Raw genomic sequence first — 13,596 nt, 5'->3', positions numbered from 1 at the left:
AATCTTTCTCGACATGGTCCGGTGTCAAGGACCGCGAAGCGGCCGGCGAAGCCGGCGGCCGCAGGCCGTCCTTGACTCCGGGGCAGGTCGAGAAACACTCGAGGACAGGGTCGGCGGCCCAGACCAGCCACGAACAACAGTCGCTGACCGAAGTCTTTGACGGGTGCTTCTGCTCAGCGCCGCCACCAGCGCCGTCTCCGCGGCGGCTGCTCGCGACGTGCGTTCTTGGCCGCCTCCACCCGAGCGGCGCGACGCTCGCGCCAGGCGTCCAGGGTTGCCTCGACGTCGCGGGTCATGGTGATCAGGGGCGGTCCCTCGGGGGGTCCGTAGCGGGCCGCGATGACACGCTCGTTGAACTCCTCGACGATCCTGCGGGCGCCGTCCTCGGTGGTCTGGGTGTCGAGGAGACCGTCGAGCTCGGCGTCGTCCTTGCGGAGCTGGACCGACCGGGGAAGCACGACGATCTGCTCGCGCTCGACGAGCTGCTTGACCCACCAGTCGGGATCGTGGTCGCGGTCGAGGTTCTTGATCGGCTTGCCGGCACCGGGCAGGTTGTCGAACTCGCCGCGCTGGATCGCCTCCTGCACCTGCAGGTCGACCCACTTGGTCTGGTCGGCCATCCGCGCTGCTGCTGCCGCCTTGCTCGCGGCGGCGTCGAGCTGCGGCGTGGGCGCCTCGGGCCGCTCCTCGCTCTCGGGCATGTCGATCACCTCCGGAGGAGACGAGTTTACCCAGCGTCGGTTGCGCTCCGGGGCAGAAGGAGCAGCAGCCCGGCGACGAGGGCCGTGACACCGCACACCGCCCAGACGGTCAGATAGCCCGACAGCGGGGCGTGCGCCTCGCCGGAGATCGACCCGTCCGCGGCGAGCGCGATCGCGAAGACCGCGGAGGCGATGGCACCGCCGACGGTCTTGGTGGCGTTGGTCATGCCGGTCGCGAAGGCGGTGCGGGAGGCCGGCGCGGCCGCGGCGGCGGCGGCCGGCAGCGAGCCCACCAGTGCGCCCGAGCCGAGGCCGACAACGGCCATGTTGAGGAGTCCCTGCCCGGTGGAGTCATGGAACGGCAGCCACATCAGGTAGCCCGTGGCGACGAGGAAGCAGGCGACCGCCTGGGCCCGCACCGGCCCGAGGAACCGCGCCCACAGCGGCAAGGTGAAGGCGGAGACGGCCATCGCGATGACGTACTCCGCGATCAGCAGCGACACGAACGACGCGTCGGCGCCCAGCCCGAAGCCGGCCTCCTCGGGTGAGGTGCGCGCGAAGGTCGACAGCGGGATCTGCGCACCCAGCACCGACATCCCGAACAGGAAGGCGGTCAGCTGGATCGGCCACTGCCCGCGCGAGGCCAGCAGCCGTACGTCGATCAGCGGCTCGGTCCTGCCGCCACCGTCCAACGCGGTCTCGATGCGCCAGAACGGGACCAGCGTGAGCAGCCCCAGGACCACCAGACCCCAGGCGAGGAGAGACCCGGCGCCGAGGACGCGTACGCCGACCAGGCCCGCCATGACCAGGCCGAGCACGAGGGTCAGCACCGCCAGGCCGAGCCAGTCGAAGGCGCCGCCGCTGGTGCCGGAGTCGGGCTCGATGCCGACGGCGATGACGACGAAGACAGCGGTCACGGCCACGGCGGGGAAGGCCAGGATCGCGGTCATCGGGAGCACTCCGACGAGCGCGCCGGCGGCGACCGCGCCGATGATCACCGAGAGCTGCAGCGCGCCGACGAGGACACCGGCGGCCCGACGGGTCAGGGCGGTGTCGCCACCGGTGCGCTTGTGGACGATGGCGACCTCGAGCGGCAGCCAGATGACGTAGGCGCCCTGGATCGACCAGGCGACCAGGAACGAGCCGAAGTCGGGGGCGACCACTGTCCACCAGGTGGCGAGCGCGGTGATGCCGGTCGCCAGCAGGAGGACCTTCTTGTGACCGATCAGGTCGCCGAGCCGGGCGAGCGGCGGCACGCACAGCGCGGAGACGATCAGCTGCCCGGCCTCGAGCCAGTTGAGATCGGCGTCGGAGACGCCGAGATGGTCGGCGAGATCGGAGAAGATCGGGGTGTAGTAGCCCTGCAGGATGCCGCTGGCGAACTCGACGGCCACCAGGAAGCCGACGATCACCCAGATTCCGCGCGCGGCCTGCTCGAGGCCGGTGCGCTGACGTTCGGTGGTCACAGTGACTCGATCAACCTTCGGTAGAAGCGGATCCCGTCGAGGTAGTCATCGACCCTGATGTTCTCGTCGGCGGCGTGGATGGTGGCGCGCTGGGCAGCGGTCATCCGGAACGGTGCGAACCGGTAGACCCGGTCGCTGATCTCGTAGAAGAAGCGCGAGTCGGTCGCGGCCATGACGGTGTAGGGAGCCGGCACCGCCTCCGGGAAGACCTCCGTGATGGCGTCGGTGATCAGCGAGAACGCCTCGTCGCGCGGGGAGACCGGCGACGGCTCGCCGGCGCGTACGACCTCGATCTGGACCTGCTTGTCGCCGATCGCGGCCCGCAGCCGCTCGACGACCTCGGCGACCGTCTCGCCGATCATGATCCGCAGGTTGACCCCGGCCGAGGCGGCCGAGGCGATGACGTTGGCCGCCGGACTGCCCTCGAGCGTCGTGATCGCGACGGTGGTGCGGACCAGCGCGGCGGGCTCGGGCCCCAGCCGGGTCAGCAGCCGGGCCAGCGCCGGCGCCAGCTTCCCCGCGTTGGCCAGGACCGGACGCAGGGGCCTGGCGGCGTACGGCGCGATCTGCTCGAACATCTCGACGGTCGGCGTGGGCAGCTGCACCGGCATCGACATCCGGTCGAGCCGGGTGACCGCGCGGGCCAGCCGCGCGGTCGGCCCGTTCTGGCGTGGGGTGGAGGAGTGGCCGCCGTCGCCGGTCACCGTGAGGCGAACGTCGGTGGTGCCCTTCTCGGCGACGCCGACGACCCCGACCGGCGCCGTGACGCCCGGGAAGGCGTCGAACGCGACCGCGCCGCCCTCGTCGAGCACGAACCAGGGCTCGACCCCCTGCGTCCGGAGCTCCTCGACGGCCGCCCGTGCAGCCGCGCCGGTCGTCTCCTCGTCGGAGCCGAAGGAGAGCCACACGTCGTACGCCGGCTCGAACCCGTCCGCGAGGAGTCCCTCGACCGCGGCGCAGATCGCCACGAGCTGACCCTTGTCGTCGAGCGTGCCGCGCCCGTGGATCACCCCGTCGACGATCTCGCCTCCGAACGGGTCGTGGGTCCATTCACCCGCGATCGGGACGACGTCCTGGTGGGCCATCAGCACGACCGGCTTCTCGGCGGAGGCGCCGGGCCAGCGGAAGAGAAGACCGTGCTCGCCGACCGGGGTGAGGTCGAGGGTCGCGTGCAGCAGCGGGAAGTGCTCGCGCAGCGCCTCGTGGAGCTGCGCGAACGCCTTCTTCTCCGCACCCGAGCCGTCGTTGACGGTCGGGGCCCGAAGTGCGGCCTGAAGAGCGGCGACGGGGTCGAGTGTCATGGTCGAAACCTAACCCCACCAGGGTGTCCGGGATGACCCTGACGGCGAGTCCGTCACCAGTTTGTGGCGCTCCCGGGCAGCCTCACGTCGCGCGGGTGGATGACATAGGTGATCCCGTCGGTCGAGGTCTGCCACACCCGCTCGAAGTTCTCGCGGGTATAGACGTTGCGCACCTCGTCGTTGGAGGGGTGGTTGGCGTCGTAGACGATCGGGTCGCCCTCGGCGGTGAAGCCGCCGATGACGAGCAGGTGGCCGTCGGTGCCGTAGCCCGCCTCCGGCATCTCCTCGAGCTCCCAGTTGGCGGAGACGACCAGCGGGAAGCCGGCGGCCACCAGGGTCTCGGCCTCGGCCAGCGACCGCAGCCTGGTCACGGCCCCGTCCAGGCCCCACCGGCCGGCGTAGGCGGTGTTGAACGGCCAGTTGCCGGCGCCCTCGTAGGCGTAGTCCCAGGTGTTGATCGCGGCGTAGGCGACCTGCGGGTCGCCGTTGGGGGCCTCGATGCCCTCCAGCTCGCTCGCCGGGACCTCGTGGCCCCAGTGGTACTGCACCATCGTCGTCGAGGTCGGTGAGCACCAGACCTGACCGCCGCCGCCGAACTCCGGGTATTCGCCGCGGTGGATGTTCTGGCTGAACGGCGGCACACCGAGGTCGATCGCGTCGTCGAGCGTCGACGTGCTGGTGCCGGGGTAGGCGGAGTCGGGCAGGTATTCGTTCGTCAGCGTCGAGACCGTTCGCAGACTGGGGGAGACGCTCGCGCCCTCGGGGCGCAGCAGGGTGACCCTGGTCTGGAACGCTTCGGGCTCCTTGCCGGTCCGGGCGACGTACGTGTCGGTGTAGAGCGCCGCGTCGGTGTCGCTCTGTCCCTCGACGGAGGTGCGGTGGATGTCGCCGGCCGCGAAGTCGTCGCCGGCCGTCCAGCGACCCATCACGAACCACTTCGTCCAGGTGCCGTCCGCCTTCCGGCCGCGGAACCGGATCTCGGCCCAGGTGCCGGTCGGCGTGTCGACGTCCCACGAGGTGACCGACTCGTCGATCGCGTAGCCGGTCTTGACCACGGGCGAGGTCCAGGTGCCGAACTCGTAGGTCTTGGCGGTGCCGTCGCCGAAGGGGTCGGCGTAGGCCGTCGTCTCGCTGCCGCGGCCGATCCGGAGGGTGCCGTGACGGTCCGGGCGCAGGTTGCTCGACCTGCCCTTCGCGAAGTCTTCGATGCTGTTCCACCGGGTGAGGGTGATATCGGTCGGCTGGGTCCCGGGCTCGGCCGCGTGGACCGGAGTCGTGGGCAGGACCAGGATGGTCGAGGCGGCGAGGGCGGCAACGTACGCGAGGCGAGACCGTGGGCTCATGTCGGAACGCTATTCCTCCCCGAAGCGCGCGGCCACGACAATTCGTCGGTGGCGACTGGCATTCTTGGTCGACGTGAACAACTTCGCATCCGACGGCTGGTTCAAGGACGAGTTCCACAAGCGATACTCCGAGTCGGCCAAGGAGATCGGCCGGTTCAACCTCGCCGTCTTCGGCAAGACTGGAGTCGGCAAGTCGACGCTGGTCAACGCGGTCTTCGGGGCGGACGTGGCCAAGACCGGGATCGGCGAGCCGGTGACGAAGGAGTCGACGCTCTACCTGCACACCAGCGGGTTCTTCGGGCTGCTCGACACCCAGGGCCTGGAGATCGGCGTCGAGGGCGACCGGGTGATCAAGGATCTGGCCAAGCTGATCTCCGAGCGGCGCCGCAAGCCGCAGTCCGAGCAGATCCACGTCGCCTGGTATGCCGTACGTTTCGCCGACCGCCGCTTCGAGGACACCGAGGCCGCGTTCATCCAGAAGCTCGCCGACCTGGGGCTACCGGTCGTGCTCGTGATGACACAGGTGCCGACCTCGCCGACCGGTGCCTTTCACCCGGACGCGGTCGAGTTCGCCCAGCAGATCGACGCGCGCGGGCTGCCCGTGCACGGCGCCCGGGTCTACCTGACCAACGCCAAGGCCGACGACTTCTCGGGCCAGCAGGTCCACGGCCTGCAGGAACTTGTTGATGCCACCTTTCGATGCGCGCCTGCAGGCGTCGAGGAGGCCCTCATCGCGGCGCAGAGGGTGGATCTCAAGCGGAAGCAGGAGCAGGCGAACACCGTGATCGCGGGTGCCGCGACCGCGGCCGGGGCGGCCGGCGCCACCCCGATCCCGTTCTCCGACGCGGTCGTCCTGGTGCCGATCCAGCTCGGGATGATGGCGCGCATCTCGGCGATCTACGGCATCGAGGTGGACAAGGCCGCCATGGCCTCGATCGCGGCCACCGCGGCGGCCACCCAGGCAGGCCGCTCCGTGGCCGGCAACCTGCTCAAGTTCATCCCCGGTTTCGGCACCGTCGGCGGCGGGGCGATCAACGCCACCGTCGCGGCCGGCTTCACCGCGGCCATCGGCGCGGCCTGGTCGACCGTCTGCGTCAAGCTCGGTGAGGGCAAGCTGCGCGGCGTCAACGGCGCCCTCGACACCGAGAGCATCCGGTCGCTCTTCCTCGATGAGCTGAAGAACCAGATCTCCAAGCTGAAGCTGCACGCCAAGGAGAAGTGAGGCGGCAGCTCACCCGGCCATCGCCGCTTCGTACGCCGCAGCGAGCTGCTCGCTCGCCCGCGGGGCGGTCGGGTCGGGCCGCGGTGTGCCCAGATGGAGCTCGCGGAGCTCGTCCATGAAGGACGCCACCATCCCGGGACCGGCATCGCGCAGCAGCTCGGCCCGGACCCGGAGCTGCCGGGTGCCGTCGCGGTGGGCGAGGCCCCAGTTGCCGAGCGCGACCATGATCGGCAGGGTCTGGATGCCTGCCTCGGTCAGTGCGTAGGCCGCCTTCTGGCCGCGGCCGGCCTGCTCCTTGGTCAGCAGCCCGCCCTCGACGAGCTTCTTCAGCCGGCTGCTGAGGATGTTGGAGGCGATGCCCTCCTCGGAGCTGCCGAGCAGCTCGCGGAAGTGGCGACGGTTCCCGAACATCACGTCGCGCAGCACGATCACCGACCAGGGGTCCCCGAAGACCTCCACGGCTGCGTTGATCGGGCACCCCGATCTGGGCTCGCTCACTGGGCGTCTCCTGCCACTCGGAAATAGTGGTTGCAATCTGCAATCGGTAAGTCTACTCTCGACGCTAGTGATTGCAAAGTGCAATCACTCTGAATCGAGGGAGATCGACATGTCACGCGTACGTGCTCACACCATCGGCGTCTCGCTGGACGGCTTCGCCACCGGCGACGGTCAGAGCCTGGAGGCGCCGTTCGGCCACGCCGGTATGCGGCTGATGGAGTGGTTCTTCCCGACCAGGACCTTCCAGGGCGCGACCGGGCACCGGGAGCGGATGGAGGTCGACCCGGCCTCCGAGCCCGACGACGCCTTCGCAGCCCGTTCCTGGGAGGGGATCGGCGCCGAGATCATGGGCGCCGGCAAGTTCGGTCCGCCGGGATGGCAGGAGGACGCCGACTGGCGCGGCTGGTGGGGCGAGGAGCCGCCGTTCCACACACCCACCTACGTCCTGACCCACCAGCCACGGGAGTCGATCGAGATGAAGGGCGGCACCGTCTTCCACTTCCGCAACGCGCCCATCGAGGAGGTGCTGGCCGAGGCGCAGGAGGCGGCCGCCGGTCAGGACGTACGCATCGGCGGCGGCCCGTCCTCGCTCCGGGACTTCCTGGCGGCCGGCCTCGTCGACCACCTGCACGTCGCGGTCGTCCCGATCATCCTGGGCCGTGGCGTACGGCTGTGGGAGGGGTTGGAGGCGCTGGAGGACGGCTACGAGGTGGCGTCGACCACGACGCCGAGCGGCGTCACCCACGTCACCTTCGACCGGACGCAGGTTGCGTGATGAGCGGCAAGGTGCTGTGGCACTTCTCGATGTCGCTCGACGGCTTCATCGACGGGACCGAGCCGGGGATGGCGTGGCTGAGCGATGTCACCGGGAAGCCCGGGGTCGTCGAGGCGTACTCCTCACATCTCGGCGCCGTCCTGGGCGGCCGCAACGGGCACGACGCCTACCCTGACGCGATGCCCTACGGCGACTGGCAGGGCCCGGTCTTCATCCTCACCCACCACCCCGAGGACGCCCGGCCGCAGGAGCACGTCACCTTTCTCAGCTGCGACGTCGGGGAGGCGCTGCGGATCGCGGTCGAGGCGGCCGACGGGAAGAACGTCGAGGTCCATTCCGCCGACATCGGCCGCCAGCTCCTCGAACGGGGCCTGATCGACCAGATCGAGCTGCACGTCGCGCCGGTCCTGCTGGGCGACGGCATCCGCCTCTACGACAACCCGGGCGGTGAGCCGATCAAGCTGCACAACCTGATCGGCGACGATCCGCACCTGGAGGTCGACCTCCGCTACGCCCCGGTGCGTCCGTGACGCTCCGGGGTTCGCGGAATCAGACCCGGCAACCGGCCGCGCGAGCGACGGCGAAGGGGTAGGACTGCGCCGGGCCGGTGCCGTAGTAGTACGGCGAGCAGAGGTAGGCCCAGGTCCTGGGGCCGACGATGCCGTCCACCGCCACCGAGGAGTCCCAGTAGCGCCACGACGTCTGCCGGTTGATCACGGCCTGCCGCGTCAGGTTGCCGTACGCGCCGTCCACCGCCAGGTTGACGCCGGGCTGCCAGTTGAGCAGCGTCTGGATGTAGCTGACGCAGGTGCCGTTGCCGCCGTAGGAGTAGTTGTACGACGTGCAGGTCGCGGCGTGAGCCGGGCTCGGGGCAGCGATGCCGGTGACGGCCGCGCCGGTGATCGCGATGAGGGTTGCGGAGACGATGCCGGCGAGCCGCCGCTTCCACGTGCGCGGGACGATGCTGGTTGCTGACATGTTCTCTCCTGGATGCTTGCGGGGGTGATCGTGCGGGGGCGTGGGCTTCGCGCCGACGTCTCGACGCGTCACGCTAGATGCCTCCCCCCGCGTCGGCACCCAACGAATCCGCGGAAACGAGCCCGAGTCAGGGGCCACTAGGGTGCGGGGGTGGTCAGCCTGTTCTCGCTTCCGCTCCTGCAGACGCCGCGCGCCCGGATGGCGCGCACGATCCGGGCCGTGACCGGTGGTCCGAGCCCGCTCGCCGGCCGCACCGTGCTGGTCACCGGCGCCAGCTCGGGGATCGGTGAGGCGACGGCGTACGCCGCGGCCCGACGTGGCGCGCACGTGCTCCTCGCCGCACGCCGGGCCGAGGAGCTCGAGCGGGTGCGGAAGACCATCGAGGACGTGGGCGGGCAGGCGTCGACCTACCTCGTCGACATGACCGACGGTGACTCGATCGACGCGCTGGTGGAGCAGCTGCTGGCCGAGCACGGGGCGGTCGACTACCTGGTCAACAACGCGGGCCGGTCGATCCGGCGGTCGCTGGAGCTGACCCACGACCGCTTCCACGACTTCGAGCGGATGATGGCGGTGAACTACTTCGGCGCGGTCCGGCTCACGATGGGCCTGCTGCCGGCGATGCGCGCCCAGCGGTTCGGCCACGTGGTCAACATCGTCACCTGGGGCAACCAGATCAAGGCCCCGAAGTTCGCCGCCTACATCGCCGCGAAGACCGCCCTCGACGTCTTCGGCCGGATCCTGAGCCGCGAGGCCTACTTCGACAACGTGACCTGCACCAACATGCGCGTCGCGATCGTGCGGACGCCGATGATCGCGCCGACCGCAGAGTACGAAGGTCGCGGCGAGAGCCCCGAGGAGTGCGCCGAGCGCGTCGTCCGCGCGCTCGAGGACCGACCGGTGACGGTCGACGGCGCCTTCGGCTCGGTCTTCGAGGTCCTCAACATCGTCACCCCGCGGCTGGCCGATCTCGCGATGGCGGTCTCCCACCTGCGTACGCCGGACTCTGCGGCCGCACGTGGCGGGAGATGACCCGTCGGTCGAGCCGCCGGAGCCGCTAGGCGGAGGCGTGTCGAGACCAACACGTTGAGATCGAGCGCGGAGGTGAACGTGTTGGTCTCGACACGCTCGCTAGCGCTCGCGGCTCGACCGACGAGGACTGACAGGTCACCAGCGGCCGCGGTGGACGACGTCCTCGAGCGGCGTGCGCTTGCGGCGGGTGGGGGAGCCCTTGGCGCCGCCGGTGGCGGGGTGGCCGATGGTGACGGCACCGATCGGGTCGAAGGCGTCGGGGATGTCGAACGACTTGCGGACCGCGGCGTCGGACTCGGGCGGGATGCCGAAGTAGAGCGCGCCGAGGCCCTCGTCGACCACGGTCTGCAGGATCAGCATGGTCGCCATCGCGGTGTCCATGTGCCAGAACGGCATCGGCCAGTGCGCCTCGTCGCGGTCGGTCCAGCCCTTGTCGGGCTGCGCGTAGCGGTCCAGGTAGGCGTCCTTGGAGGAGCACGGGATCACGATCACCGGCGCGGTCATCATCCCGGTGAGCCAGGAGTCGGGCTCGGACACGTCGGCCGTCGCCTCCCAGTAGCTGCGTACGTCCTCGGGGGTGTCGAGCACGAGGAACCCCCAGCCCTGGGAGAAGCCCGCCGACGGCGCCCGGGTGGCGTTGTGCAGGATCTTGTCGATCACCGCCGGGTCCACGGGATCGGCGGTGTAGTTGCGGACCATCTTGCGGCGACGTACGACCTCGGAGAACTCCATAGGCCCAGTGTCCCGTCTAAGGCGCGGAGCGCGTGCCCTAGGTCGGGAAGTAAGGCGCCCAGGTCAGAAATAGGGCGGGAAGTAGGGCGCCCGACCGATCCGGGTGCCTACCTCAGCGGAGGAGTCTTCTCGATGTCAGCAGGACACCCCAGCAGGACAGACCAGCAGGAGATCGAGATGTACACCACCGTAGGTTACGAAGCAGAGGTCAAGTACCGCCGCCAGCAGATCCAGAAGGACCTGGCCAAGCGCCAGCGGGCCACCGAGGCTCGTCAGACGCGACGCAACCGCACCCGCTGAGATGCGGGCGCACAGCGGCAGTCCCGACCAGCAACGCCGAGCAGGAGAGATCCGGCTCGGCGTTGTTTCACGTCCGGGGTTGCCAGGAGGCGCGATGATTGCGCCCATGGCGCAGAGTGCCGAGAGGCTGGTCGGACGTGAAGCCGACCTGGAGACGCTGGTCGGGCTGGTCGGGCTGGACGGCGCCGCGCCGTCGGGCAGGGGCAGGCACGTCCTTCTCGCCGGTGACGCCGGTGTGGGGAAGACCCGGATCCTGCGCGAGCTCCGCGGCCGGGCGGCCGCCGACGGCAGGCAGGTGCTGGTCGGGCACTGCCTCGACTTCGGCGACAGCGCCGAGGCGTACCTGCCCTTCACCGAGATCCTCGACAACATCACCACCGCGCTGCCCGAGGTGGTCGCGCAGGTCGCCGACGTACATCCGGCGCTCCTGCGGATGGCTCCCGTGGCCCGTGCGCTCGGCGGGGCTGACACCGCCGTCCAGGAGGCGCTCGACCGGGGCAACCTCTTCGCCGCGATCCACGCGCTGCTGGAGCGCGCGGCCGAGAAGGCGCCGCTGCTGGTCGTGGTCGAGGACACCCACTGGGCCGACCAGTCCACCCGTGACCTGCTGACCTTCCTCTTCACCCGGCCGTTCGACGGCCCGGTCACGATCCTCGCCTCCTACCGCGCCGACGACCTCCACCGCCGCCACCCGCTGCGCCGCCAGCTCGCCGAGTGGACCCGGCTGCCTTCGGTCGAGCGGTTCCACCTCGGGCGGCTCTCGGACGATGACGTACGCGTCCTGGTCGGCGAGCTCGCCGGTGATCCGGGTGCCGGGTTCGACGTCGAGAGCGTCGTACGCCGCGCAGACGGCAACGCGTTCTTCGTCGAGGAGCTGGTGCAGGCCGCCGGCGCTGACGAGCTGCCCTGGGACCTCGCCGACCTGCTCCTGATCCGGCTGGAGCAGCTCGACGCGACCGCGCGCGAGGTCGTCGACACCGCCAGCGCCGCCGGGCGCGACGTCAGCGACGAGCTCCTCGATGCCGTCGCCGGTCTCGACCGGCCCACCCTCGACGCCGGGCTGAGGCAGGCGATCGAGCGCGCGATCCTGGTGCCGCGCGAGGACGGCTACTACGTCTTCCGGCACGCCCTGCTCGGCGAGGCCGTCTACGACGACCTGCTCCCGGGCGAGCGGGTCCGGCTCCATCAGCGCTACGTCGAGGCGCTGAGCGGCGACCTCACCACCGGCAGTGCGGCTGGTCTCGCCCGCCATGCTCGCCTGGCCGGCGACCACGAGACCGCGCTGACCGCGGGGATCGCGGCCGGTGACGAGGCGGCTGCCACCGGTGGTCCCGACGAGGCCTCGCAGCACTACCAGCAGGCGATCGCCCTGCTCGCCGGCCGCGCCGGCTCGGATCAGGACACCCAGCGACTCGTCGATCTGGTGGTCAAGGCGAGCGATGCGATGGTCGCCGCCGGGCACGCCGACCGTGCCGGGAAACTGGCCCGTGAGCAGCGGGAATCGCTCCCGGCCGACGCGCCCGGGCTGTGGCGCGCACAGCTGATGACGGTCGAGATCGAGACCAGCTTCGCCTACGTCAACGACGTCCGGGTGGGGGAGCTCGCCGAGTCGGCGATCGCGGAGCTTCCCGACGACGCCCCGCCGCTGGTGCGGGCGCGGCTCCTGGCTGCGTACGCTCGGGAGCTGATGATCGCCCGCCGCCACGACGACGCCGAGAAGGCGGGCCGGGAGGCGTTGGCGCTGGCCGAGGAGCTCGGCCGCACCGGGCTCGCCGCGGAGGTGGCCGTGACGCTGGCCGGGTCGTGGGGTCGCCCGCCGCAGGTCTGGATCGAGCCGCTGCGCCAGGCCGTGGCCAGGGCTGCCAAGGTCGGCGCGCTCCATCCGGAGTTGCGTGGGCGGATCCAGCTCGGCTTCGCTCTCGACGCCGCCGGCCGGCTCGACGAGGCCGGTGAGACCTACCGCAGTGCCTTCGAGCTCGGCGTGGAGCGAGGCGTCCCATGGGCGCCGTACTCGTTCGACGCCCGGATCGCCTGGCTCGACTATCTCCACACCGCCGGCCGGTGGGACGACGCGCTCGCCCTGACCGACGCGTACGGCATCCCGCCGGCACTGTGGCCGTGGCTGGAGTCCAAGCGGCTGATGATCGAGCAGGCCCGCGGCGCCGATCTCGGCACGGAGGCACGGCGACTGCGGCCGTCGTGGAAGCAGGAGGTGGCAACCGCCAGCGAGTCGGCGCCGGTGGAGATCAGGGCTGCCGCAGGTCGTGGCGACATCGACGGGGCGATCGAGGCCTACGGCGCCGGCGTCGCGGCCCTCGCCACCGGCTGGGGAAAGTGGTTCGGGGCCCACGCCAGGCTCGCGGCGATCGCCGTCGGTGCGATCGGCTCGGCCGTCCCGGACCTTCCCGTCGGTGCGCGCCCGCAGGTGATGGCGCAGGTGGACCGCATCCTGGAGGCGGGCACCCGGCCCGTCGAGACGGAGCAGCCCTGGGGGCTGGAGGGGCAGGCGTGGTCGGCGCGGCTGCGGGCCGAGGGGCTCCGTGCCCACTGGCTGGCCGGCATCTCCGTGCCTGAGCAGGACGACCTCGTCGAGGCGTGGCGGGAGACCGTGGCCGCTTTCGAGGCCTACCCGCACGTCCACGAGCTCGCCTGGTCGCGGGTCCGGCTCGCCGAGATCCTCCGGGCCGGGGGCGACACCGCCGGGGCTCGAGAGCTGGCTGACCGGGCCAGGGCCGCGGCGAAGCTGCTCGGTGCCCAACCGCTCCTCGACCACCTGCTCACTCTCGGCACCACCCCGCAGCGCTCGACGGCCGGTCCCTCGGGCCAGCTCACTGCCCGGGAGAGCGAGATCCTCGCTCTGGTCGCGGCCGGGCGGAGCAACGGCGAGATCGGCAAGCAGCTGTTCATCTCGACCAAGACCGTCTCGGTCCACGTCTCCAACATCCTGGCCAAGCTCGGCGCCTCCGGCCGCACCGAGGCAGCGGCCATCGGACGCCGTCGGGGGCTCGTGGAGTGACGCGGATCACGGCCGAATGAGGCACCTCTGACGTACGCCTAAGGCAGGCGCCTCATGCGTGGCACTACCTCAGGAGCCGAGTCTGGATGCATGACTTACAGCAACCAGATCAGCTACGACGCCGAGCTGGCCTACCGCCGGCAGAGCATTCGGAACGCGACCGCGGCCGACCGTCTCGCCCGCCAGGTGCGGCGCCGCCGTCCCCGCCGGATGGACTCGATACACAACTGAG

The 13,596-nt window shown here is 70.8% G+C and carries 14 protein-coding genes; 7 read left to right on the top strand and 7 right to left on the bottom strand.

The window, feature by feature from the left end:
• Positions 1-173: 173 nt before the first annotated feature.
• From ACFU7D_RS11405 to ACFU7D_RS11390, 4 genes are read right to left on the bottom strand one after another with little or no spacing between them, the layout of a single operon-like run.
• Positions 174-701 (bottom strand): DUF1992 domain-containing protein, encoded by a 528-nt coding sequence (locus ACFU7D_RS11405; protein ID WP_378867089.1) that lies wholly within the window; start codon positions 699-701, stop codon positions 174-176.
• A gap of 26 nt (positions 702-727) precedes the next feature.
• Positions 728-2,167: an MFS transporter gene (locus ACFU7D_RS11400; protein ID WP_378867087.1), complete on the bottom strand. Its 1,440-nt coding sequence runs from the start codon at positions 2,165-2,167 to the stop codon at positions 728-730.
• Positions 2,164-3,468 (bottom strand): M20/M25/M40 family metallo-hydrolase, encoded by a 1,305-nt coding sequence (locus tag ACFU7D_RS11395; RefSeq protein WP_378867084.1) that lies wholly within the window; start codon positions 3,466-3,468, stop codon positions 2,164-2,166. The genes ACFU7D_RS11400 and ACFU7D_RS11395 overlap by 4 nt, the downstream gene beginning before the upstream one ends.
• Positions 3,469-3,521: 53 nt before the next feature.
• Positions 3,522-4,811, bottom strand: a complete 1,290-nt coding sequence (locus ACFU7D_RS11390; protein ID WP_378867081.1) for a C39 family peptidase — start codon at positions 4,809-4,811, stop codon at positions 3,522-3,524.
• A 73-nt stretch (positions 4,812-4,884) separates the two neighbouring features.
• Here ACFU7D_RS11390 and ACFU7D_RS11385 point away from each other — a divergent pair, with 73 nt between their 5' ends.
• Entirely contained in the window at positions 4,885-6,033 is a 1,149-nt protein-coding gene (locus tag ACFU7D_RS11385) for a GTPase family protein (protein WP_378867078.1), read from the top strand.
• 9 nt (positions 6,034-6,042) lie between these two features.
• On the opposite strand, the gene ACFU7D_RS11380 is transcribed toward ACFU7D_RS11385, so the two are convergent.
• Complete coding sequence (locus ACFU7D_RS11380; RefSeq protein ID WP_378867075.1) at positions 6,043-6,531, bottom strand: winged helix-turn-helix transcriptional regulator; 489 nt, start codon at positions 6,529-6,531, stop codon at positions 6,043-6,045.
• Between the two features lie 109 nt (positions 6,532-6,640).
• Here ACFU7D_RS11380 and ACFU7D_RS11375 point away from each other — a divergent pair, with 109 nt between their 5' ends.
• Positions 6,641-7,306 carry a dihydrofolate reductase family protein gene (locus ACFU7D_RS11375; protein WP_378867072.1) on the top strand — a complete coding sequence of 222 codons (666 nt, stop codon included), beginning with the start codon at positions 6,641-6,643 and terminating at the stop codon, positions 7,304-7,306.
• On the top strand, positions 7,306-7,836 hold the full coding sequence (locus tag ACFU7D_RS11370; protein ID WP_378867070.1) for a dihydrofolate reductase family protein: 531 nt from the start codon (positions 7,306-7,308) through the stop codon (positions 7,834-7,836). Before ACFU7D_RS11375 ends, ACFU7D_RS11370 begins: the two co-directional genes overlap by 1 nt.
• Before the next feature lie 19 nt (positions 7,837-7,855).
• Here ACFU7D_RS11370 and ACFU7D_RS11365 read toward each other — a convergent pair whose 3' ends face one another.
• Positions 7,856-8,284, bottom strand: coding sequence for a peptidoglycan-binding protein (locus ACFU7D_RS11365; protein ID WP_378867067.1), 429 nt, complete (start codon positions 8,282-8,284; stop codon positions 7,856-7,858).
• A gap of 150 nt (positions 8,285-8,434) precedes the next feature.
• Between ACFU7D_RS11365 and ACFU7D_RS11360 the strand changes: the two genes are divergently transcribed.
• The gene (locus tag ACFU7D_RS11360; RefSeq protein ID WP_378867064.1) at positions 8,435-9,316 is read left to right on the top strand and encodes an SDR family NAD(P)-dependent oxidoreductase; all 882 of its coding nucleotides are present in this window, start codon (positions 8,435-8,437) and stop codon (positions 9,314-9,316) included.
• Positions 9,317-9,451: 135 nt separating this feature from the next.
• Here the strand turns inward: ACFU7D_RS11360 and ACFU7D_RS11355 are convergent, their stop codons facing one another.
• Positions 9,452-10,048, bottom strand: a complete 597-nt coding sequence (locus ACFU7D_RS11355) for a nitroreductase family protein (protein WP_378867061.1) — start codon at positions 10,046-10,048, stop codon at positions 9,452-9,454.
• A 177-nt stretch (positions 10,049-10,225) separates the two neighbouring features.
• Between ACFU7D_RS11355 and ACFU7D_RS11350 the strand changes: the two genes are divergently transcribed.
• The 3 genes from ACFU7D_RS11350 to ACFU7D_RS11340 all read left to right on the top strand — a co-directional run bounded on the left by ACFU7D_RS11350 (position 10,226) and on the right by ACFU7D_RS11340 (position 13,595).
• A complete protein-coding gene (locus tag ACFU7D_RS11350) occupies positions 10,226-10,348 on the top strand; it encodes a hypothetical protein (protein WP_357339889.1) in 123 nt (40 codons plus the stop codon).
• A gap of 106 nt (positions 10,349-10,454) precedes the next feature.
• Positions 10,455-13,364: an AAA family ATPase gene (locus tag ACFU7D_RS11345; protein WP_378867058.1), complete on the top strand. Its 2,910-nt coding sequence runs from the start codon at positions 10,455-10,457 to the stop codon at positions 13,362-13,364.
• Between the two features lie 90 nt (positions 13,365-13,454).
• Entirely contained in the window at positions 13,455-13,595 is a 141-nt protein-coding gene (locus tag ACFU7D_RS11340; RefSeq protein WP_378730552.1) for a hypothetical protein, read from the top strand.
• The last annotated feature ends 1 nt before the right edge of the window (position 13,596 follow it).

Source organism: Nocardioides sp. NPDC057577 (assembly GCF_042801335.1).
Taxonomy (GTDB): Bacteria; Actinomycetota; Actinomycetes; order Propionibacteriales; family Nocardioidaceae; genus Nocardioides.
This window is presented reverse-complemented; position numbering and strand designations above follow the sequence as displayed.

What these genes read in the sequence shown, in the direction of transcription:
- ACFU7D_RS11365 (WP_378867067.1), bottom strand. Translation starts at nt 8,284, where the DNA reads ATGTCAGCAACCAGCATCGTCCCGCGCACGTGGAAGCGGCGGCTCGCC.
- ACFU7D_RS11355 (WP_378867061.1), bottom strand. Translation starts at nt 10,048, where the DNA reads ATGGAGTTCTCCGAGGTCGTACGTCGCCGCAAGATGGTCCGCAACTAC.
- ACFU7D_RS11345 (WP_378867058.1), top strand. Translation starts at nt 10,455, where the DNA reads ATGGCGCAGAGTGCCGAGAGGCTGGTCGGACGTGAAGCCGACCTGGAG.
- ACFU7D_RS11405 (WP_378867089.1), bottom strand. Translation starts at nt 701, where the DNA reads ATGCCCGAGAGCGAGGAGCGGCCCGAGGCGCCCACGCCGCAGCTCGAC.
- ACFU7D_RS11375 (WP_378867072.1), top strand. Translation starts at nt 6,641, where the DNA reads ATGTCACGCGTACGTGCTCACACCATCGGCGTCTCGCTGGACGGCTTC.
- ACFU7D_RS11370 (WP_378867070.1), top strand. Translation starts at nt 7,306, where the DNA reads ATGAGCGGCAAGGTGCTGTGGCACTTCTCGATGTCGCTCGACGGCTTC.
- ACFU7D_RS11350 (WP_357339889.1), top strand. Translation starts at nt 10,226, where the DNA reads ATGTACACCACCGTAGGTTACGAAGCAGAGGTCAAGTACCGCCGCCAG.
- ACFU7D_RS11340 (WP_378730552.1), top strand. Translation starts at nt 13,455, where the DNA reads ATGACTTACAGCAACCAGATCAGCTACGACGCCGAGCTGGCCTACCGC.
- ACFU7D_RS11390 (WP_378867081.1), bottom strand. Translation starts at nt 4,811, where the DNA reads ATGAGCCCACGGTCTCGCCTCGCGTACGTTGCCGCCCTCGCCGCCTCG.
- ACFU7D_RS11395 (WP_378867084.1), bottom strand. Translation starts at nt 3,468, where the DNA reads ATGACACTCGACCCCGTCGCCGCTCTTCAGGCCGCACTTCGGGCCCCG.